We start from the raw sequence: 20824 nt of genomic DNA, 5'->3' as shown, positions 1-20824 counted from the left end.
AGGAACACCTGGCCTCGTACACCCCGTATGCCACCGTGTCCCCATGACCGAGCTGACCGAACCGAACGAACCCACCGAGTTGAGCAAACTGAACGACCATGCCGAACGGGTCGAACAGGTCGAACGGGTGAATGACCAGGACGAGATCCTGTCCATCGTGAACCGGTCGGAAGCCATCCGCCGGAACTGGCTTCACCGCATCGCGACGGTCGTGTGCCGCGACCCCGACGGCCGCATCCTCGTCCACCGCCGCCCGGACGGCGCGACCCTGTTCCCGGGCCACTTCAACTGGATGCTCGGGGGCGCGGTCAACGTCGCCGAATCGTACGGGGCCGCCGCCGCGCGGGAACTGACGGAGGAGATCGGCGTCCGAGCCAGCCCGCGTTTCATACTCAAGTTCCGGTGCGAGGGGGCCATCAGCCCGTACTGGCTCGGCCTGCACGAGGTCGTCGTCGCCGGGCCGATACACCCGGACCCCGCCGAGGTCGCGTGGCACGCGTGGCTGCGGGAACCCGAGGTCCACGCTCTCGCCCAGCATCGCGCCTTCGTCCCGGACGCCAGGGAGGCCTTCGACCGCTACCGCGCCTTCTGCGGCCGGTCGAGTTCGGTGGGCCCGTAGAGAGCGACGGCCGCCCCGGTCTCCAAGGCCCAGTAGCGGTCACCGTACGACCAGTGCCACCACTCTGTGGGGTAGTTGACCAGGCCGGCGGCGGTGAGTGCCGTGCTCAGGACGCCCCGCAGGGAACGCGCCTCCGCACCGATGTTGTCGGCCCAGGTGTAACAGGCGCCCGCGCTGTCCTCCGGAGTCGCGTTCATACGACTGCCCATGTCGAGTTCACGCCCGTCGTCATCAGCAAGCGTCAGGTCGACAGCCGCCCCGGCGCTGTGCGGCGCGATCTCGGGCGGGGAGACGTAACGGCTGGCTGCCGAGCGGACGTACGCAGCGTCCCATTCCGGGTGTTCGGCACGCAGTTGGGCCGCGTACTTCTCGAAGTAGCGCCGCTGGAGGAAGGGCGGACGATACCCCTCGACGAACAGCAGCCGCATTCCGCCGGGCAACAGCGCCTGTGCTTCGAGAAGTCGACCGAGCACACCTTCTCGCAGATAGGCGAAGGCACCGGCGGAGTCCTGCCATTTCCGCTCGTCCACCAGCAGAGGGCTGTCTCGGCGCACATCCACGAGCCGCTCACCGCACTCCTCCACCGGCACGGCGGCGACCTTCGGGTCGGACATCAAGACGATCTCAGTCATGACCCGATCATCTCGCGGACCTGCGACTTCCTTGGCCCTCTTCTTAGCCGACTGCTGATCAGGGGCGGCGATCCGGCAGGGAAGGACCGGCAGGGGCAAGCCCTCTTGGCCCATGGCCCATGGCCCAGGCGCTGAATCAGGTCTGCGCCATATCCACAAACCGCGAATAGTGCCCCTGAAAAGCAACCGTGATCGTCGCCGTAGGGCCATTACGGTGTTTGGCCACGATCAGGTCGGCCTCGCCCGCTCGGGGGGATTCCTTCTCGTAGGCGTCCTCGCGGTGGAGGAGGATGACCATGTCCGCGTCCTGCTCGATCGAGCCGGATTCGCGCAGGTCGGAGACCATCGGCTTTTTGTCGGTGCGCTGTTCGGGGCCACGGTTGAGCTGGGAGAGGGCGATGACCGGGACCTCCAGCTCCTTGGCGAGAAGCTTGAGGTTACGGGACATGTCCGACACCTCCTGCTGGCGGCTCTCGGCACGCTTGGAGCCGCCGGACTGCATCAGCTGGAGGTAGTCGATGACGACCAGCCGGAGGTCGTTGCGCTGTTTCAGGCGACGGCACTTGGCCCGGATCTCCATCATCGACAGGTTCGGGGAGTCGTCGATGTAGAGCGGGGCCGCCGAGACGTCCGGCATCCGGCGGGCCAGCCGGGTCCAGTCCTCGTCCGTCATCGTGCCCGAGCGCATGTGGTGCAGGGCGACCCGGGCCTCCGCCGACAGCAGACGCATCGCGATCTCGTTGCGGCCCATTTCCAGGGAGAAGATCACGCTCGGCAGGTTGTTCTTGATCGACGCCGCGCGGGCGAAGTCCAGCGCGAGCGTCGACTTTCCCATGGCGGGACGGGCCGCGATCACGATCATCTGGCCCGGGTGCAGGCCATTGGTCAGCGAGTCGAAGTCCGTGAAGCCGGTCGGGACGCCGGTCATCTCGCCCGTGCGCGACCCGATCGCCTCGATCTCGTCGAGCGCGCCTTCCATGATGTCGCCGAGCGGCAGATAGTCCTCGCTGGTGCGCTGCTCGGTGACGGCGTAGATCTCCGCCTGGGCACGGTTGACGATCTCGTCGACGTCGTCGTCGGCCGCGTATCCCATCTGCGTGATGCGGGTGCCGGCCTCCACCAGGCGGCGCAGGACCGCCCGCTCGTGCACGATCTCCGCGTAGTACTCGGCGTTCGCCGCCGTCGGCACCGTCTGCACCAGGGTGTGCAGATACGAGGCCCCGCCCACCTTGTTGATCTCGCCGCGCTTGGTCAGCTCCGCGGCGATCGTGATCGGGTCGGCCGGCTCGCCCTTGGCGTAGATGTCGAGGATCGCCTGGTAGATCGTCTCGTGCGCCGGTTTGTAGAAGTCGTGGCCCTTGAGGATCTCCACGACGTCGGCGATGGCGTCCTTGGAGAGCAGCATGCCGCCGAGGACGGACTGCTCGGCGTTGAGGTCCTGCGGCGGGACCCGCTCGAAGGACGGCCCGCCCCCCTCCCATTCCGCGCTCTCGGACCCCCGGTCGTGCTGCTCGTCGCGCCCGCGCGTGCCGTCGCCGCGCCGTCGGGAGGGCAGACGATCACCCGGACCGCTGTCGGCCCACGGGTCGTCCAAGGGCTCGGAAATGCTCACCGAGCCACCTCCTCCCGTCCGCCCAGCGGACCTCGCCGTGCCCCTCATTTCTACGGCACGGCACTGACAAATAAGAGGCCCGGCTCCGGTTGTGGCGCGTCGGTTTTATGACGGTTCATCAGCCGTCGGAGGGAGTGGGCGAGGGTCCACGTTAGGCCCCCGGGCACCGTCAGCCAATCTGGTTATCCACAGGCCATGTGGACGACGGCCCGGATGCTGTGGAGAACCCCCCGAAACCTGTGCACGACCCGGTGGACAGTGCTGTGAACAAGCTCGGCCGATGTTCGATAGAACACCTCTGACCTGCATCTTCACCGTCCACCGGCTGTGCAGAAGAAAAACTTTCCCAGTCGGCCCAAGATCACTTCAAGCCGTACGGAGGAGCACACACACCGCAACCACAAGTAAGGGTCACTTGCGCATTGCATCTCTTACCTGTGGACGATTACATTGGTGCTCATGACACAGGCCCCCGCCGCACCCAAGGCTGTCCGGCGACAGCACGATCGCGAGATCGTCTCGCTGGCCGTCCCGGCCTTCGGCGCACTTGTCGCCGAGCCCCTCTTCGTCATGGCGGACAGCGCGATCGTGGGCCACCTCGGCACCGCCCAACTCGCCGGACTCGGCGTCGCCTCCGCCCTGTTGCTGACCGCCGTGAGCGTCTTCGTCTTCCTCGCCTACGCCACCACCGCGGCCGTCGCCCGCCGCGTCGGCGCCGGCGACCTCCCGGCCGCCATCCGCCAGGGCATGGACGGCATCTGGCTGGCCCTGCTGCTCGGCACCGTCGTGATAGCCGTCGTTCTGCCCACCGCCCCGGGCCTCGTCAACCTCTTCGGTACCTCCGACACGGCGGCCCCCTACGCCACCACCTATCTGCGCATCTCGGCGCTCGGCATCCCCGCGATGCTCGTCGTCTTCGCCGCGACCGGCGTCCTGCGCGGGCTCCAGGACACCAGGACACCGCTGTACGTCGCCATCGCCGGCTTCGTCGCCAACGGCATCCTCAATGTCGTCCTGGTCTACGGCGCCGGACTCGGTATCGCCGGATCCGCCTGGGGCACCGTCATCGCCCAGTACGGCATGGCCGCCGCCTACCTGTTCGTCGTGATCAGGGGAGCCCGTCGCCACGGCGCCTCCCTGCGTCCCGACCTCGCCGGCATAAGAACCTCCGCACAGGCCGGCGTACCGCTCCTCGTCCGTACGCTCTCCCTCCGGGCGATCCTGATGATCGCCACCGCCGTCGCGGCCGGACTCGGGGACGCCGACATCGCCGCGCACCAGATCATCCTGTCGCTGTGGAGCCTGCTCGCCTTCGCCCTCGACGCCATCGCCATAGCGGGGCAGGCGATCATCGGGCGCTATCTCGGCGCCGGAGACATCGAAGGCGCCCGGCAGGCATGCCGTCGCATGGTCGAGTGGGGCATCGCCGTGGGCCTCGCCCTGGGACTCGCGGTGATCGTCGCCCGCCCGGTCCTCCTGCCCCTGTTCACCAGCGACAGCGCGGTGACGGACGCGGCCCTGCCCGCACTGGTCGTCGTGGCCCTCTCCCAGCCCATCTGCGGTGTGGTCTTCGTCCTGGACGGCGTGCTGATGGGCGCGGGCGACGGACGGTACCTCGCCTGGGCCATGATCCTCACCCTGGCGGTCTTCGCTCCGGTGGCTCTGCTGATCCCGACCCTAGGCGGCGAACTGACCGCGATCTGGGGAGCCATGACGCTGATGATGACCATGCGGCTGCTCACCCTGTGGTGGCGCACCCGCTCCGGCCGCTGGATCGTCACGGGCGCCACGCGCTGACCCGTACGCCCTCTCGTTCCGTTGCACAGCGACGTTTCACGTGAAACGTGGTGAAACGTCGTCCCGTTTCACGTGAAACACCACCCAGCGCACCCAGTGTGCCTAGCGCGCCCAGCGCTTCAGGTAGCCCCCACCAGCACTCACCCGGACCATGCGAGAGCACCCCCGGTCACGGGAAGCGAAAGCGAAGAGGGCCGTACCCAGTGGGTACGGCCCTCTTCTCAACTGCTCAAACCAAACGCAGCGTCACGCGGCGATGACCTCGATGTTGACCTTCGCGGCCACCTCGGGGTGCAGACGCACGGACGTCTCGTGGGCGCCCAGGGTCTTGATCGGGGAGCCCAGCTCAATGCGGCGCTTGTCGACCTCGGGACCACCGGCGGCCTTGATCGCCGAGGCGATGTCGGCCGGGGTGACGGAACCGAAGAGACGACCGGCGTCGCCGGAGCGGACGGCCAGACGGACCTTGACGCCCTCGAGCTGGGCCTTCACGGTGTTGGCCTGCTCGATGGTCTGGATCTCGTGGATCTTGCGAGCGCGGCGGATCTGCGCCACGTCCTTCTCGCCACCCTTGGTCCAGCGGATCGCGAACTTCCGCGGGATCAGGTAGTTGCGAGCGTAACCGTCCTTGACGTCGACGACGTCGCCCGCGGCACCGAGGCCGGTGACCTCGTGGGTGAGGATGATCTTCATGATTCGGTCACCCTTCCCTTAGCGCGCGGTGGAGGTGTAGGGCAGCAGCGCCATCTCACGGCTGTTCTTCACGGCCGTGGCGACGTCACGCTGGTGCTGCGTGCAGTTGCCGGTCACGCGGCGGGCACGGATCTTGCCGCGGTCGGAAATGAACTTCCGCAGCATGTTCGTGTCCTTGTAGTCCACGTACGTGACCTTGTCCTTGCAGAAAGCGCAGACCTTTTTCTTCGGCTTGCGCACAGGCGGCTTCGCCATGGTGTTTCTCCTGTGTGATCAAGAAGTGTGGGATACGACCCGCCTTCGACCACGGGCACAAGGCCCGAGGGACTAGAAGGGGGGCTCGTCCGAGTAGCCGCCGCCACCGCCGCCGCCGGAGGAGCCGGAGCCACCGCCCCAGCCACCGCCGCCGCCCTGCTGCTGGCCACCGGCGGGAGTGCCGGTCGCCCAGGGGTCGTCCGCGGGAGCGCCGCCGCCCTGCTGCTGACCGCCGCCGGAGCCGCCGCCCCAGCCGCCGCCCTGCTGGCCGCCGCCACCACCGCCGCCGAACCCGCCACCCTGACCACCACGTCCGGCGGTCTTGGTGACCTTGGCCGTGGCATTGCGCAGGCTGGGGCCGACTTCCTCGACGTCCAGCTCGTAGACCGTGCGCTTGACACCCTCACGGTCCTCGTAGGACCGCTGCTTCAGCCGGCCCTGCACGACGACGCGCATGCCTCGCTGGAGCGATTCGGCGACGTTCTCCGCCGCCTGACGCCAGACCGAGCAGGTCAGGAACAGGCTTTCGCCGTCCTTCCACTCGTTGGTCTGACGGTCGAAGGTGCGGGGAGTGGACGCGACACGGAACTTCGCGACGGCCGCACCGGACGGGGTGAAGCGCAGCTCGGGGTCATCGACAAGATTGCCGATGACCGTGATGACGGTCTCGCCTGCCATGGGTGAACCTCTCGGCGGGTTTGCTGCTGGCTGCTTGCTACTCGAATCCCGGTCTCCGCTGAGCTGAGGCTCAGTGGGTCTCGGGGCGGAGGACCTTGGTCCGGAGGACCGACTCGTTCAGGTTCATCTGGCGGTCGAGTTCCTTGACGACCCCAGGCTCGGCCTGGAGGTCGATGACCGAGTAGATCCCCTCGGGCTTCTTCTTGATCTCGTACGAGAGACGACGACGGCCCCAGGTATCGATCTTTTCGACCTTTCCGCCTCCGTCACGGACGACGGAGAGGAAGTTCTCGATCAGCGGGGAGACAGAGCGCTCCTCAAGATCGGGGTCGAGGATGACCATCACCTCGTAGTGACGCATGTGGAACCCACCTCCTTTGGACTCAGCGGCCACGGTCGTTCCGTGGCAGGAGGGTTGTGATGCGTTCGCAACGGTATCGGGCGCCACTGACAATCAGAGGTCGTCGGTGGCGTTCCCGCTCCGGACCGGGCGGTATGCCCTGGTCCCGGGCTGGGCAGACACCGGTGCAGAGGGTACAGACTACCCGCACACCCGCGTCCGGTTGAAATCCGGCCGGGAGGGCCGACAATCGATACACAACGGGTGTGTATGGCGCTACGATGCGCCGCCCTCTCGCAGGAGGTGCCCCATGGCACAGGCATTGCGACCCAACACCGCCGGATCTCTCTTGGCCTCGGACGGCAAGTCCCACCCTCTCCAGGACACGCTGCTCGCCGTGACACTGACGCTCGGAATCATCGCCTTCGTCACGGCGCAGTTCCACAGCCTCCATCTGCTCAGCTCCTGGACGGGCCTGGTGGGGATCCTCACCGGCGCCTACGGACAGTGGGTCTCGGTGACCACGCGTGAGCGATTCGGTCTGATCCTGGGTCTCGGTGCCTCCGCCGTCGGCTTCTTCCTCGGCATGGCGCACGGCGGTCTCTTCGGCGGGCTCTTCTGACCCGAGCGGACCGGTGATGCCGAACGGACCGGTGATGCCGTGCGGACCGGTGATGCCGTGCGGACCGGTGGCCCCGAACGGACCGGTGATCCCGATCGGGCAGATGGGCCCGCCCCGAACGGACCCATCAGTCCCGAACGGACCCGCCGACCCGCGTCAGCCCCCATGGCCCGGATCGCACCCGCGGACCAGCCGACCCGCTCGACCCCATAGCCCGGATCGGTCCCGCCGGTCCGAACGGACCCACACCCCCGTTCGTACCGGCCGACCCGAACGAACCCATGACCCCGAACGGACCCATGACCCCGGACGGACTCGCAGACCCGAACGGGCCCGTCCACAACACCCCCATCACCCGCACAACTCGCGCAACGCATACACAACACGCCGTCGCCCGCCCCCGTACTCCTCAGGCGGGGGCGAAGGTTCCGTGCGCCCGGTCGGGCTGAAGGCCGGGCGCAGTAGGCTTCGGCGCGAGAGCCGGAGCCCCTGTACCCATGGGGACACACCAGCCCGAGGAGCGCCCCGAATGACCCTGACCCTGAGGACCATCAGCCGCGAGCAGCATCTGGCGTACATCCAGAGTCTGCCCGCGGCGAGTCACATGCAGGTCCCGGCCTGGGCGGACGTGAAGGCGGAGTGGCGCGCGGAGAGCCTGGGCTGGATCGACGACCGCAGCGGTGAACTGGTGGGCGTGGGTCTGGTGCTCTACCGGCAGCTTCCCAAGATCAAGCGGTATCTCGCGTATCTCCCCGAGGGCCCGGTCATCAACTGGTTCGCGCCCAATCTGGACGACTGGATCCAGCCGATGCTGGCGCATCTGAAGCAGCAGGGCGCCTTCTCCGTGAAGATGGGCCCGCCGGTGATCATCCGGCGCTGGGAGGCCACGTCCATCAAGAGGGGCATCCAGGACCCGGATGTGAAGCGGCTGCGGGACACCGAGGCCGACTTCATCGAGCCGCGCGCCTTCGAGGTCGCCGACAAGCTGCGCCGGATGGGCTGGCAGCAGGGCGAGGACGGCGGGGCCGGCTTCGGCGACGTACAGCCCCGCTACGTCTATCAGGTGCCGCTGGCGAACCGGTCGCTGGAAGAGGTGCACAAGAACTTCAACCAATTGTGGCGGCGCAACATCAAGAAGGCCGAGAAGGCCGGTGTCGAGGTCGTCCAGGGCGGCTTCCAGGACCTTCAGGAATGGCAGCGGCTGTACGAGATCACGGCCGTGCGCGACCACTTCCGGCCCCGCCCGCTGTCGTACTTCGAGCGCATGTGGAAGGCCCTCAACTCCGAGGACCCCAACCGGATGCGGCTGTACTTCGCCCGTCACAACGGCGTGAACCTCTCCGCCGCGACGATGCTGATCGTCGGCGGGCACGTCTGGTACTCCTACGGGGCCTCCGACAACATCGGCCGGGAGGTCCGGCCCTCGAACGCGATGCAGTGGCGGATGCTGCGCGACGCCTACGCGCTCGGCGCCTCCGTCTACGACCTGCGCGGCATCTCCGACTCGCTCGACGAGTCCGACCATCTCTTCGGCCTGATCCAGTTCAAGGTCGGCACGGGCGGGCAGGCGGCCGAGTACCTCGGCGAGTGGGACTTCCCGCTGAACAAGCTGCTCCACAAGGCCCTCGACATCTACATGTCGCGCCGCTGAGTCCGGAACATCTGTTTCCATAGCACTCACACCTCTGCTACACCGCAGGTTCATACCTCTGATACACCGCAGCCAGGAGAAAGGTTCCAGGTCCGGCCATGGCGCTCACGCTGTATGTCGACACCGCGCGCTGGCGGGCGCACCACAAGCACGTGACGGAGCAGTTCCCGGGGCTCGTCCCGGTCTGCAAGGGCAACGGCTACGGGTTCGGGCACGAACGGCTCGCGGAGGAGGCCACCCGGCTGGGCTCGGACATCCTCGCCGTCGGCACCACGTACGAAGCGGCGCGCATCAAGGACTTCTTCGGCGGTGATCTGCTGGTGCTGACGCCGTACCGGCGCGGCGAGGAGCCCGTGCCGCTGCCGGACCGGGTGATCCGCTCGGTGTCCTCGATCGACGGTGTGTACGGCCTGGTGGGCGCGCGGGTGGTCATCGAGGTGATGTCCTCGATGAAGCGGCACGGCATCAGCGAGCAGGACCTGGCGCAGCTGCACGCCGCCATAGAGAACGTCCGCCTGGAGGGCTTCGCCATCCATCTCCCGCTGGACCGCACCGACGGCTCCGACGCCGTCGAGGAGGTCATCGGCTGGATGGACCGGCTGCGCGCGGCCCGGCTGCCGCTGCACACGATGTTCGTCAGCCATCTCAAGGCCGATGAACTCACCCGGCTCCGGCAGCAGTTCCCGCAGACCCGTTTCCGGGCGCGGATCGGCACCCGGCTGTGGCTCGGCGACCACGACGCCACCGAGTACCGCGGCGCCGTCCTGGACGTCACCCGCGTCGCCAAGGGCGACCGCTTCGGCTACCGGCAGCAGAAGACGGCCTCCGACGGCTACCTGGTCGTCGTGGCGGGCGGAACGTCGCACGGGGTGGGTCTGGAGGCCCCCAAGGCGCTGCACGGCGTCATGCCGCGCGCCAAGGGCGTCGCCCGCGCCGGACTCGCCACGGTCAACCGGAACCTCTCGCCGTTCGTCTGGGGAGGCAAGCAGCGCTGGTTCGCGGAGCCGCCGCACATGCAGGTGTCGATCCTGTTCGTGCCGTCGGACGCCCCGGAGCCCAAGGTCGGCGACGAGCTGGTGGCCCATCTCCGGCACACCACCACCCAGTTCGACCGCATCGTGGACCGCTGAGCCGACACGGGAACGCCCACCCGGAACACGGGAACGCCCACAGGGAACGCAGCGACGCTCACGCGGAACACAGCGACGAAAAAGGGCCGTACGCGAACCCGCGCACGGCCCTCGGTATGACGCGTCCCATATACCGGCCTCCGCGCCCCCCTCGGGGCGTCCTCCCCTGGACGCCCCGCCCGTTCGCTCACGGCGAACGGCTGTCCTGGACGTCCCCGTGGTCCCCCCGGTCCTGGCCGTCCAAGCCATCCCAGCTGTCCCCACGGTCCGGGCCACCCCCGCCGTCCCCCCTGCCCCGGCTCCCCCACTCCACCTGCGGCCCCTCGCCGTACTCCGCGGCAACGGCGGGCCGTGACGCCCGCGCCGCCGGGCCGATCGCGAAGACGTCCGGCGCGCGGTCGAGCACCCCGCCGGACGGGTCGTCGTCGCCCGCCAGCCGGACCACGTCCCGCTCCGGCATGAGGATGTCGCGTACGACCATCACGCACAGGTAGAGCGTCCCGATCAGGTGCACGCCGATCGCCCAGTGGTAACCGTCGGTCGGCAGGCCCTTGTGGGCGTCTCCGCTGGTCGTGTAGGCGAGATACATCCAGATGCCGAGGAAGTACGCCACCTCGCACGCCTGCCAGATCAGGAAGTCCCGCCACTTGGGCCGGGCCAGCACGGCCAGCGGGATCAGCCACAGCACATACTGCGGTGAGTAGACCTTGTTGGTCAGGATGAACGCGGCGACGATCAGAAACGCCAGCTGGGCGAAGCGGGGCCGGCGCGGCGCGGTCAGGGTGAGGGCCGCGACGCCCGCGCAGCTCAGCAGCATCAGCAGCGTGGCCAGGGTGTTGACGGTCTCGGTGCTCAGCGGGTCGCTGGAGTTCTGGGCCAGGATCAGCCAGAACGAGCCGAAGTCGACGCCGCGCTCCTGGCTGAAGGTGTAGAACTTCGACCAGCCGTCGAAGGCGAACAGCATCACCGGCAGGTTCACCACGGCCCAGGCGACCGCCGCGCCCGCCAGTGCCTTGCCGAAGTCGCGCCATTTGCCCGCCCGCCAGCACAGCACGAGCAACGGCCCCAGCAGCAGGAACGGATAGAGCTTCGCGGCCGTGGCGAGCCCCAGGAGCACTCCGAAGGCCACCGAACGGCCCCGTGACCACATCAGCATCGCCGCGGCCGTCAGGGCGACCGCGAGCAGATCCCAGTTGATGGTGGCGGTCAGCGCCAGCGCGGGTGCCAGGGCGACCAGCAGACCGTCCCAGGGGCGCCGGGCGTGGGTGCGGGTGACACACACGGCGATGACGGCCGCGCACACCATCAGCATCCCGGCGTTGACCATCCAGTACCACTGCTCCTGGTGCTGGATGGTGCCGCTGCCCGTGGTGAGCCAGGAGGCCACCTCCATGAAGACACCGGTCAGCACCGGGTACTCCAGGTACTCCATGTCGCCGGGCAGCCGGTCGAAGTACGGCACCAGCCCGTCCGCGAATCCGCGCCCCTGGTAGAGGTGCGGGATGTCGGAGTAGCAGGCGTGCGTGTACTGCGAACTGGCGCCGAAGAACCAGGCCCCGTCGTAGCAGGGCGCCTTCTGGACCAGGCCGAGGGCGAACATCCCGATCGCCACGAGCGCGATGACTCGTACCGGGGTCCACCAGGACGTCCCGAGCAGGGCGCGTCGTCCGATGGGGCCCCCGATCAGCTCGCTGCCGCTCGCCGCGACCTCGTCCGTCGTGGTGGGCCGCACGGTGTCCGGCTCGCGCGCGCTCGTCTGCGTCGATTCTGCACTGGGCATGGGGGACATCCTGCCGTACGCCGCTGGGGAAACGGCGAGGGCCGCCGCATCCGGTCGATGCGACGGCCCTGCTGCCTGCGGCGGACCCTGTTTCACGTGAAACGTCGGGGGTGTTTCACGTGAAACACCCCCGATGGGCGAAACCGGCTGGCCGGTCCTGCCTCCGAAGGGCTAGCCGGTCCCTCCGAAGAGGTTTCCGTTGCCGTTGTCGTTTCCGTTGTTCCCGTTGGTTTCCCCAGGGGTCTCCGACGGATCCGGTGAGCCGGTCGCCCCGCCGTCGGTACCGCCGATATCGGTGCCGCCGCTGTCCGTGCCGCCGTTGTCGGTACCGCCGTCCGCCTCGCAGCCGAAGAAGTCGGTGCAGGTCTCACTGGGCGCGGGCGGTGACGGAGTCGTCGGCGTCGTGGAGGCGGGAGGTGTCGGGGTCGGGCTCTCCTCTTCCTCCTCGGTCTCGGTGGCCGAGGGGGTCGACGACGGAGTCGGCGGCGGGGTGTCGTTGATGATCTCGCCGATGGGCTCGGGCTCCGGGAACTTCTCGGCCTCGGTGCCCTTGAGCGCCTCTTCCATGTAGTCGTGCCAGATCTCCGACGGGAACGAGGCACCGTGGATGGAGTCCTGGGCGCCGGTCCCGTACATCGGCAGGAACGTACGGTTCTGCACGTTCTCGTCGTCCGGGTACCGGAACATGCTGATCGCGGTCGACAGCTGCGGGGTGTAGCCGACGAACCACGCCGACAGGTTGTCGTCGGTGGTACCGGTCTTACCGGCCACCTCGCGGCCGGTCAGCTGGGCGTTGGTACCCGTACCGTCCTCGACCACGGTCTTCAGCACGTCGGTGACGTTGTCGGCGACCTTCGAGGTGAACGCCTGCTTCGGCGTCCCCGTGTGCTCGAAGACCTCGCCGTCCTTGCTGGTGACCTTGGTGACCGAGAACGGGTCGTTCTGCTCGCCGCTCTCGGCGAAGGTGGCGTACGAGCCCGCCATGCGGATCGCGCTGGGGTCGGAGACACCGAGGGAGAAGGACGGGAAGTCCATGCCGGCCAGGCTGTCCTCCAGCAGGCCCGCGTCGACGGCCGCCTCCGCCACCTTGTCCAGGCCGACGTCCATGCCGAGCTGCACATAGGCGGAGTTCACCGAGTACTGCATGGCCGTACGGAGGTCGATGTCGTAGTCCGGCTCCTCGCCGTACGTCTCGTCACCGTCGTTGACCTGGAGCCATTCCTTTCCGTCCTCGTCCTGCCAGACCGAGCCGTCGTAGTTGTTGATCTTCAGCTTGTTCTCGCCGCTGTACAGGCTCTCCGGGGAGGCCTGGGTGCGTTCGTCCTGGGCCTGCACCGGGCCCAGCTCCGGGTCTCTGACACCCCAGTTCATCGCGGCGGCCAGGACGAACGGCTTGAAGGTCGAGCCGACCTGGGCGCCGGTCTGGTCGGCGTTGTTGGTGAAGTGCTCGGTGGCGTCCGCACCGCCGTAGATGGCGACGATGGCGCCGGACGCCGGGTCTATCGAGGCACCGCCGAACTGGACGTGGGTGTCCGTGTCCGGGCGCTTCTCCGGGTCGATGTTCGCCTTCTGGACGTCCTCGACCGCCTTCTCCAGCTGCTCGACCTTCTTCTTGTCGAAGGTCGTGTGGATGGAGAGGCCGCCCTCGCGCAGCCGCTGCTCGGAGACGCTGGTCGTCTCCTCGTTGTTGACCAGATAGCCGTTGGCGAGGTCGACGAGGTAGCCGATCTGACCGCTCAGGGCGGTGTTGGAGCGCGGGTTCTGGACCTCGGGAAGCTCGGTGTACTTCGCCCGCTCCTCGGCGCTGAGGTGGCCGTACTCGACCATCTTGTTCAGCGTGTCCTGCATCTGGAGCAGCGCCCGCTTGCTGTTCGCCTCCGGCGTGGCAGCGGGGTCGATGGCGGTCGAGCCTGCCGGGTCGTAGTAGGTGGCGCCCTTGAGCGTCGCCGCCAGGAAGGCGCATTCGCCCGCGTTCAGGTCGATGGCGTCCTTGTTGAAGTACGCGCGCGCGGCGGCCTGAATGCCGTAGGCGTTGCGGCCGTAGTACGCGGAGTTCAGGTAGCCCTCCATGATCTCGTCCTTGGGGACGGAGGTGCCTACCTTGATGGAGACGAACAGCTCCTTGAACTTGCGGGTGAGGGTCTGCGACTGATCGTCCAGCATCGCGTTCTTCACGTACTGCTGGGTGATCGTGGAGCCACCCTGGGTGTCCTCGCCCTGGGCCATGTTGTACACGGCACGGGCGATGCCCATCGGGTCGACGCCGCTGTCCGTCTCGAAGGTCTTGTTCTCCTGCGAGATCACCGCGTTCTGCATTTCCTTGGGGATCTGCGAGAGGTTGATGATCTGCCGGTTGGTCTCACCACCGGTCGACACCATCTCGGTGCCGTCGCTCCAGTAGTAGACGTTGTTCTGCGCGGTGGCCGTCAGCGCCACGTCCGGCACGCTCACCAGCGCGTAGCCGACACCGGCGACGGCCACCAGGCTGCCGAAGAAGGCCAGGCACAGCCCGGACATGAGCCTCCACGACGGCACCCAGCGGCGCCAGCCGTCCCGGTCCACGCGCGGATAGTCGATGATCCGCTTCTTTCCGGGCGCGGCTCCGCGCGCTCTGCCCCGGCCGGGCCCGGTGGTACCGGCGCGGCGGCCTCCCCGGCCCGGTTCCGCCGCCCTGCGGCGGCCTCCTGCGCTTCTCTGCGCCGCGCGGCGGGCCTCGGCGCGGCCGCCGTACGGCCGGTCCTCGCCTTCCGACCCGTCATCCGAGCCATAGGCGTCGGAGGGAGACCCGGTGGCGCCTCGCGGTGCCGCACTGCGGCCGGAGGACGAGGCGGCCGGGCCGCGGCGGGCCTCGGCACGGCCGCCTCCCTGCGGCGGCGGCGGTTTGCGACGGTGCTCGCTCATCGAACGGTTACTCCTCGGGCAGGCGCATCCGTGCGCGCCTGGAAACAGCGGCTGGTTTCCGGTCCCCCCGAAGTACGGATGTGGTCTGTTCCGCATTCACCCGTACTGCACCGAGGACCATGACGTCCTCACGCGCCACGTGGTTCCCGGTGGTTCGCATGGCGGACAGACTACGCACCGTCAAAACCCGCCTAGCCCCGAAGTTCACCCCAAAACAGGCAACTTGCTCCCTACGAATCAGTGATGTGACGCCGTTCACCGTTCTCCCTCTTGTCCCACCCGGAAGGCCGTTCTATCGTCTAGATGTATCGAGTCGATACATCAGCGCGACATAAAGACCGTCACGGTGCCCGTCCGACGGGCCGCGGCAGAGAGGAGGCGACATGAGCCGGCGCTCAGGGATCCTTGAGTTCGCCGTTCTCGGCCTGCTCCGCGAATCCCCGATGCACGGCTATGAGCTGCGCAAACGACTCAACACATCACTGGGAGTGTTCCGGGCGTTCAGCTACGGCACGCTGTACCCCTGCCTCAAGACGCTGGTCGCCAACGGCTGGTTGATCGAGGAACCGGGGAACAGCACCGAGGACGCCCTCGCCGCCCCCCTCTCCGGCCGCCGTGCCAAGATCGTCTACCGGCTGACCGCGGACGGTAAGGAACATTTCGAACAGCTGCTCTCGCAGACCGGCCCCGACGCGTACGAGGACGAGACCTTCGCCGCCCGGTTCGCCTTCTTCGGGCAGACCTCGCGCGATGTCCGGATGCGCGTGCTGGAGGGCCGCCGGAGCCGGCTGGAGGAGCGCCTGGAGAAGATGGGCGCCTCGCTGGCCCGCACCCGGGAGCGCCTCGACGACTACACGCTTGAGCTCCAGCGCCACGGGATGGAATCCGTGGAGCGCGAAGTGCGCTGGCTGAACGAGCTCATCGAGAGCGAGCGGGCCGGCCGGGACCTCAGAGGTCCCGGCACCACGGGCTCCGCTCACCAGGACATACAAGACATCACTGGAGCGCCGGGCGGCCTGCCCCGGACCGGGGACATCTCCCGGCCGGATTCGCCCGACGACACCGCCACGTGACGCCCGTCAGGGCCTCACCGAGTACACACAGGGAGCAACCGGAATGGGTTCGGTTCGCGTAGCCGTCGTCGGCGTGGGCAACTGCGCCGCGTCGCTGGTGCAGGGCGTCGAGTACTACAAGGACGCCAACCCGGCGTCCAAGGTGCCGGGCCTGATGCACGTACAGTTCGGCGAGTACCACGTCCGTGACGTGGAGTTCGTCGCCGCGTTCGATGTCGACGCGAAGAAGGTCGGTCTCGACCTCGCGGACGCCATCGGCGCCTCCGAGAACAACACCATCAAGATCTGCGACGTGCCCTCCACGGGCGTGACCGTGCAGCGCGGCCACACTCTCGACGGTCTCGGCAAGTACTACCGCGAGACCATCGAGGAGTCCGCCGAGGAGCCCGCCGACGTCGTCCAGATCCTCAAGGACAAGCAGGTCGACGTCCTCGTCTGCTACCTGCCCGTCGGCTCCGACGCCGCGGCGAAGTTCTACGCCCAGTGCGCCATCGACGCCAAGGTCGCCTTCGTCAACGCCCTCCCGGTCTTCATCGCCGGCACCAAGGAGTGGGCGGACAAGTTCACCGAGGCGGGCGTCCCGATCGTCGGCGACGACATCAAGTCGCAGGTCGGCGCCACCATCACGCACCGCGTCATGGCGAAGCTGTTCGAGGACCGCGGTGTGGTCCTGGACCGCACGATGCAGCTCAACGTCGGCGGCAACATGGACTTCAAGAACATGCTGGAGCGTGAGCGCCTGGAGTCCAAGAAGATCTCCAAGACGCAGGCCGTCACCTCGCAGATCCCCGACCGCGAGCTGGGCGCGAAGAACGTCCACATCGGCCCGTCCGACTACGTGGCGTGGCTGGACGACCGCAAGTGGGCCTACGTCCGTCTGGAAGGCCGCGCCTTCGGCGACGTCCCGCTGAACCTCGAGTACAAGCTGGAGGTCTGGGACTCCCCGAACTCGGCCGGTGTCATCATCGACGCCGTGCGCGCCGCGAAGATCGCCAAGGACCGCGGCATCGGCGGCCCGATCCTCTCCGCGTCGAGCTACTTCATGAAGAGCCCGCCCGTCCAGTACTTCGACGACGAGGCCCGCGAGAACGTGGAGAAGTTCATCAGGGGCGACGTCGAGAGCTGACCCGACGCGCCAGGACAGGCCCCGGCGGGCGGGGGAGCGGGCAGGACGGCTCCCCGGCCCGGCGGGTCCGGCGGTCCGTAGAGGGTCCCCGGGCATTGCGCCCGGGGACCCTCCCCGTATGTGAGGCTGTGCCCCATGGCCGTCGTACGTGATCTGCGCGTTCTGCTGCGCTTTCGGGACTTCCGGCGCCTGCTCGCCGTACGGCTGCTCTCCCAGGGTGCGGACGGCGCGTACCAGGTCGGCCTCGCCACGTACGTCGTCTTCTCCCCCGAGCGCCAGGCCTCACCGGCCGAGATCGCCTCCGCGATGGCGGTGCTGCTCCTCCCGTACTCCCTGGTCGGCCCCTTCGCCGGCGTCCTGCTCGACCGCTGGCGGCGCCGCCAGGTCTTCGTGTACGGCAATCTGCTGCGCGCCCTGCTGGCCACCGGCACCGCCCTGCTGATGGTCAGCTCCGTGCCCGACTGGCTGTTCTACGCCTCCGCGCTGTGCGTCACCGCCGTCAACCGCTTCGTCCTTGCGGGACTGTCCGCCGCGCTGCCCCGCGTGGTCGACGCCGACCGCCTGGTCATCGCCAACTCCCTCTCCCCGACCGCCGGAACGCTCGCCGCGACCGCGGGCGGCGGCGCCGCCTTCGTCGTACGGCTGCTGTTCGCGGACTCCGACGCCGCCGTGGTCCTCGTCGGGGCCGGGCTCTATCTGTGCGGGGCGCTCGCCTCGCTGCGCATCCCGCGCGACCGGCTGGGCCCCGACCCGGCGCTGGTGCAGCCCCGCCTCGGCATGGCGCTCGCGGGCACCGCGCGGGATCTGATGGCGGTGGTACGCCATCTCGCCGCCCCGAAGCGCCGGCAGGCCGTGTGGGCGCTCGGCGCGATGACCCTGATGCGGTTCTGCTACGGCGCCCTCACCGTCACCGTCCTGATGCTCTGCCGGTACGCCCTGACCTCGACCCCCGAGGACGGGCTCGCCCTGCTGGGGCTGGCGGTGGGCGTCTCGGGGGCCGGGTTCTTCGCGGCGGCCGTGCTGACGCCCTGGGCGGTGGGGCGCTTCGGGCCCATCGGCTGGATCGTGGTCTGCTCGACGGCCGCGGCCGTGCTGGAACCCGCGCTGGGGCTGCCGTTCGCGACCGCGCCCCTGCTGGCCGCCGCGTTCGTACTGGGGCTGACGACCCAGGGCGCGAAGATCGCCACGGACACCATCGTGCAGTCCACGGTCGACGACGGCTTCCGGGGCCGGGCCTTCTCCGTCTACGACGTTCTGTTCAACGTGGCCTTCGTCGGCGCGGCCGGAGTCGCCGCCCTGATGCTGCCGCCGGACGGCCGCTCGGCGCCGCTCGTGCTGACCGTCGCCGCGATCTATGCCGTGGTTGCGGTGGCTATGGCCCGCTTTGGACGCCGGTAAGTGTCACATCAAGGCCACAGACACCGCCGAGAGGGCCGTGTTGTCAGTGGGGGCCGATAACTTACGTGGGTCTTAAGCGCGGTCAATTCGCGCTGCTCACCCATTCGTTCCATTCAGGGGGATCCCCAAGTGACTACGCCGCCTCCCCAGGGCAACCCGTTCGCCCAGAACCAGCCGCAGGGCCAGAACCCGTTCGCCCAGGGCCAGACCCCGCCGCAGGGCGATCTCCCCCAGCAGCCGGGCATCCCGCAGCAGGGCAACCCCTATGGTGCGGTGCCGCCGGAGCAGCCGCGCCGGAAGCTCAGCTTCAAGACCATCAAGAACATCGTCATCGCCGTCGTGGTCGTCAGCGTGGCCATCGGCGCGTTCATAGCCAGCCGGGACGACGCCGACCAGGCCGCCGTGGGCGACTGTCTGAAGTCCTCGTCGTCGTCCTCGGACGAGATGGAGATCGTGGAGTGCACCTCCACCGACGCCGAGGTCGAGGTCCTCAAGAAGGTCGACGGCAACTTCACGTCCCTCACCGCGGAGACGGAGTGCCGCACGGTCGAGGAGGCCACGAGCTTCTACGCCCAGACGGGCGACGGCGCTGAATTCCTGCTGTGCCTCAAGGATGTCTGATCGCGGGCGGGTAGTCCGGGGCGTCTGATCCGGGGCGCAATCCCGGGGCGTCCGATCCGGGGCGTCCGATCCAGCAGGGGTCGATGATTCACCAGCAGGGTCGATGTTTCACGTGAAACATCGAGAGGTTCGCTGAGACAAGCGGGGCCATGTTTCACGTGAAACATGGCCCCGCTGTCATGCTCCCGGGCCGACCGGTGGCCCGGCGGCCACCGGCTCATGCCTCCGGCTGCTCCGCCCACCATTCCTTGAGCGCGGCCACCGCGTCGCCGTGCTCCATCGGCCCGTTCTCCAGCCGCAGCTCCAGCAGGTGCTGGTACGCGGTGCCGACGGCAGGACCGGGCTTGATACCCAGGATCTGCATGATCTCGTTGCCGTCGAGATCGGGTCGGATCGCATCCAGCTCCTCCTGCTCCTTCAGCTGGGCGATGCGCTCCTCCAGCCCGTCGTAGGCCCGGGAGAGCGCGATGGCCTTGCGTTTGTTCCGCGTCGTGCAGTCCGAGCGGGTCAGCTTGTGGAGACGCTCCAGGAGCGGACCGGCGTCACGGACATAGCGGCGGACCGCGGAGTCGGTCCACTCACCGGTGCCGTAGCCGTGAAAACGGAGGTGCAGCTCGACCAGGCGGGAGACCTCCTTCACCAGCTCGTTGGAGTACTTCAGCGCCAGCATCCGCTTCTTGGTCATCTTGGCGCCGACGACCTCGTGGTGGTGGAAGGAGACCCGGCCGTCCGTCTCGAAGCGCCGGGTCCGCGGCTTGCCGATGTCGTGCAGCAGCGCGGCCAGGCGCAGGGTGAGATCGGGGCCGTCCTGCTCCAGCGCGATCGCCTGCTCCAGGACGATCAGGGAGTGGTCGTAGACGTCCTTGTGCCGGTGGTGCTCGTCACTCTCCAGGCGCAGCGCGGGCAGCTCAGGCAGGACGTGGTCCGCGAGGCCGGTGTCGACGAGGAGTGTCAGGCCCTTGCGCGGGTGGGTGGACAGCAGCAGTTTGTTCAGCTCTTCCCGGACCCGCTCGGCGGACACGATCTCCAGCCGGGCGCCCATCTCCGTCATCGCCGTGACGACCTCGGGGGCCACCTCGAAGTCGAGCTGCGCGGCGAAACGGGCGGCCCGCATCATCCGCAGCGGGTCGTCGGAGAAGGACGCCTCCGGCGTGCCCGGCGTCCGCAGCACGCGGGCCGCGAGATCGTCGAGGCCGCCGTGCGGGTCGATGAACGTCTTCTCCGGGAGCGCCACCGCCATCGCGTTCACGGTGAAATCCCGGCGGACCAGGTCCTCGTCGATGGAGTCCCCGTAGGACACCTCGGGCTTGCGTGAGGTCCGGTCGTAGGACTCCGAGCGGTAGGTCGTGACCTCGATCTGATAGCCGTCCTTCTGGGCTCCGACCGTGCCGAAGGCGATGCCGACCTCCCAGATGGCGTCGGCCCAGGGGCGCACGATCTTCAGGACGTCCTCGGGCCGGGCGTCGGTCGTGAAGTCCAGGTCGTTGCCGAGCCGGCCGAGCAGCGCGTCCCTGACCGAGCCGCCGACGAGGGCGAGGGCGAACCCGGCCGCCTGGAAGCGGCGGGCGAGATCGTCGGCGACAGGGGTGATCCGCAGCCGGTCGCCAGGCTCGCGGTCGGCCACCTGGCCCGGGGCGGTGAGGTTGTCTTCGTTGGCGTTCGGCACAACAGAAAAGGGTACGTGGCCCCGGCGCCTGCGAGCGCCTCGATTAACGGCGGCCGGAGCCGCCCCGCCCCGCCCCCTCCGCCTCCCCGCCCTTGATCTCCCCCTTAATAGCGCCCTCCCCCTATATACAGGCACATAGAGGCAGACCCGCAGGGCCTCCGAACGGACCCAGGCGGCTCCCCGGGCGATCCGCCCCGTCCCTCCCCGATCTTGTGAAGCGGTCCGCGGCA

18 protein-coding genes are annotated in these 20824 nt (G+C 68.4%); 9 read left to right on the top strand and 9 right to left on the bottom strand.

What is annotated here, in order from left to right:
• Positions 1 to 43: 43 nt before the first annotated feature.
• Positions 44 to 619 carry an NUDIX hydrolase gene (locus ACFRFC_RS12770; protein WP_382682559.1) on the top strand — a complete coding sequence of 192 codons (576 nt, stop codon included), beginning with the start codon at positions 44 to 46 and terminating at the stop codon, positions 617 to 619.
• Here ACFRFC_RS12770 and ACFRFC_RS12765 read toward each other — a convergent pair.
• Together ACFRFC_RS12765 and dnaB are read right to left on the bottom strand one after the other, a co-directional pair.
• Positions 577 to 1251, bottom strand: a complete 675-nt coding sequence (locus tag ACFRFC_RS12765; protein ID WP_382682562.1) for a M15 family metallopeptidase — start codon at positions 1249 to 1251, stop codon at positions 577 to 579. The genes ACFRFC_RS12770 and ACFRFC_RS12765 overlap by 43 nt on opposite strands.
• Positions 1252 to 1387: 136 nt before the next feature.
• Positions 1388 to 2863: a replicative DNA helicase gene (gene dnaB / locus ACFRFC_RS12760; RefSeq protein WP_382682564.1), complete on the bottom strand. Its 1476-nt coding sequence runs from the start codon at positions 2861 to 2863 to the stop codon at positions 1388 to 1390.
• Positions 2864 to 3322: 459 nt separating this feature from the next.
• Between dnaB and ACFRFC_RS12755 the strand changes: the two genes are divergently transcribed.
• Positions 3323 to 4660, top strand: coding sequence for an MATE family efflux transporter (locus ACFRFC_RS12755; protein ID WP_382682567.1), 1338 nt, complete (start codon positions 3323 to 3325; stop codon positions 4658 to 4660).
• A gap of 246 nt (positions 4661 to 4906) precedes the next feature.
• Here ACFRFC_RS12755 and rplI read toward each other — a convergent pair whose 3' ends face one another.
• The 4 genes from rplI to rpsF form a co-directional block, all read right to left on the bottom strand.
• Positions 4907 to 5353, bottom strand: coding sequence for a 50S ribosomal protein L9 (gene rplI, locus ACFRFC_RS12750; protein WP_365317290.1), 447 nt, complete (start codon positions 5351 to 5353; stop codon positions 4907 to 4909).
• A gap of 18 nt (positions 5354 to 5371) precedes the next feature.
• Positions 5372 to 5608 (bottom strand): 30S ribosomal protein S18, encoded by a 237-nt coding sequence (gene rpsR, locus ACFRFC_RS12745; RefSeq protein WP_003949403.1) that lies wholly within the window; start codon positions 5606 to 5608, stop codon positions 5372 to 5374.
• A gap of 72 nt (positions 5609 to 5680) precedes the next feature.
• Positions 5681 to 6286 (bottom strand): single-stranded DNA-binding protein, encoded by a 606-nt coding sequence (locus ACFRFC_RS12740; protein ID WP_382682571.1) that lies wholly within the window; start codon positions 6284 to 6286, stop codon positions 5681 to 5683.
• 70 nt (positions 6287 to 6356) lie between these two features.
• The gene (gene rpsF / locus ACFRFC_RS12735; protein WP_382682573.1) at positions 6357 to 6647 is read right to left on the bottom strand and encodes a 30S ribosomal protein S6; all 291 of its coding nucleotides are present in this window, start codon (positions 6645 to 6647) and stop codon (positions 6357 to 6359) included.
• A 289-nt stretch (positions 6648 to 6936) separates the two neighbouring features.
• Here rpsF and ACFRFC_RS12730 point away from each other — a divergent pair, with 289 nt between their 5' ends.
• The 3 genes from ACFRFC_RS12730 (at position 6937) to ACFRFC_RS12720 (ending at position 10029) form a co-directional block, all read left to right on the top strand.
• A complete protein-coding gene (locus tag ACFRFC_RS12730) occupies positions 6937 to 7248 on the top strand; it encodes a hypothetical protein (protein WP_382682574.1) in 312 nt (103 codons plus the stop codon).
• 529 nt (positions 7249 to 7777) lie between these two features.
• Positions 7778 to 8899 carry a lipid II:glycine glycyltransferase FemX gene (locus ACFRFC_RS12725; protein WP_382682577.1) on the top strand — a complete coding sequence of 374 codons (1122 nt, stop codon included), beginning with the start codon at positions 7778 to 7780 and terminating at the stop codon, positions 8897 to 8899.
• 98 nt (positions 8900 to 8997) lie between these two features.
• A complete protein-coding gene (locus ACFRFC_RS12720) occupies positions 8998 to 10029 on the top strand; it encodes an alanine racemase (RefSeq protein ID WP_382682579.1) in 1032 nt (343 codons plus the stop codon).
• 187 nt (positions 10030 to 10216) lie between these two features.
• Here the strand turns inward: ACFRFC_RS12720 and ACFRFC_RS12715 are convergent, their stop codons facing one another.
• Positions 10217 to 11809 (bottom strand): glycosyltransferase family 87 protein, encoded by a 1593-nt coding sequence (locus ACFRFC_RS12715; protein WP_382682582.1) that lies wholly within the window; start codon positions 11807 to 11809, stop codon positions 10217 to 10219.
• Between the two features lie 171 nt (positions 11810 to 11980).
• Positions 11981 to 14710: a transglycosylase domain-containing protein gene (locus ACFRFC_RS12710; protein ID WP_382682585.1), complete on the bottom strand. Its 2730-nt coding sequence runs from the start codon at positions 14708 to 14710 to the stop codon at positions 11981 to 11983.
• Between the two features lie 383 nt (positions 14711 to 15093).
• Between ACFRFC_RS12710 and ACFRFC_RS12705 the strand changes: the two genes are divergently transcribed.
• The 4 genes from ACFRFC_RS12705 (at position 15094) to ACFRFC_RS12690 (ending at position 18928) form a co-directional block, all read left to right on the top strand.
• Positions 15094 to 15783, top strand: a complete 690-nt coding sequence (locus ACFRFC_RS12705; RefSeq protein WP_382682587.1) for a PadR family transcriptional regulator — start codon at positions 15094 to 15096, stop codon at positions 15781 to 15783.
• Between the two features lie 43 nt (positions 15784 to 15826).
• A complete protein-coding gene (locus ACFRFC_RS12700; RefSeq protein ID WP_382682590.1) occupies positions 15827 to 16909 on the top strand; it encodes an inositol-3-phosphate synthase in 1083 nt (360 codons plus the stop codon).
• A 135-nt stretch (positions 16910 to 17044) separates the two neighbouring features.
• Positions 17045 to 18307, top strand: a complete 1263-nt coding sequence (locus ACFRFC_RS12695; protein WP_382682592.1) for an MFS transporter — start codon at positions 17045 to 17047, stop codon at positions 18305 to 18307.
• A 129-nt stretch (positions 18308 to 18436) separates the two neighbouring features.
• A complete protein-coding gene (locus ACFRFC_RS12690) occupies positions 18437 to 18928 on the top strand; it encodes a hypothetical protein (RefSeq protein WP_382682595.1) in 492 nt (163 codons plus the stop codon).
• Positions 18929 to 19145: 217 nt separating this feature from the next.
• Here ACFRFC_RS12690 and ACFRFC_RS12685 read toward each other — a convergent pair whose 3' ends face one another.
• Positions 19146 to 20594: a CCA tRNA nucleotidyltransferase gene (locus ACFRFC_RS12685; RefSeq protein WP_382682598.1), complete on the bottom strand. Its 1449-nt coding sequence runs from the start codon at positions 20592 to 20594 to the stop codon at positions 19146 to 19148.
• Positions 20595 to 20824: the final 230 nt, after the last annotated feature.

This window comes from Streptomyces sp. NPDC056734, assembly GCF_042790455.1.
Taxonomy (GTDB): Bacteria; Actinomycetota; Actinomycetes; order Streptomycetales; family Streptomycetaceae; genus Streptomyces.
This window is presented reverse-complemented; position numbering and strand designations above follow the sequence as displayed.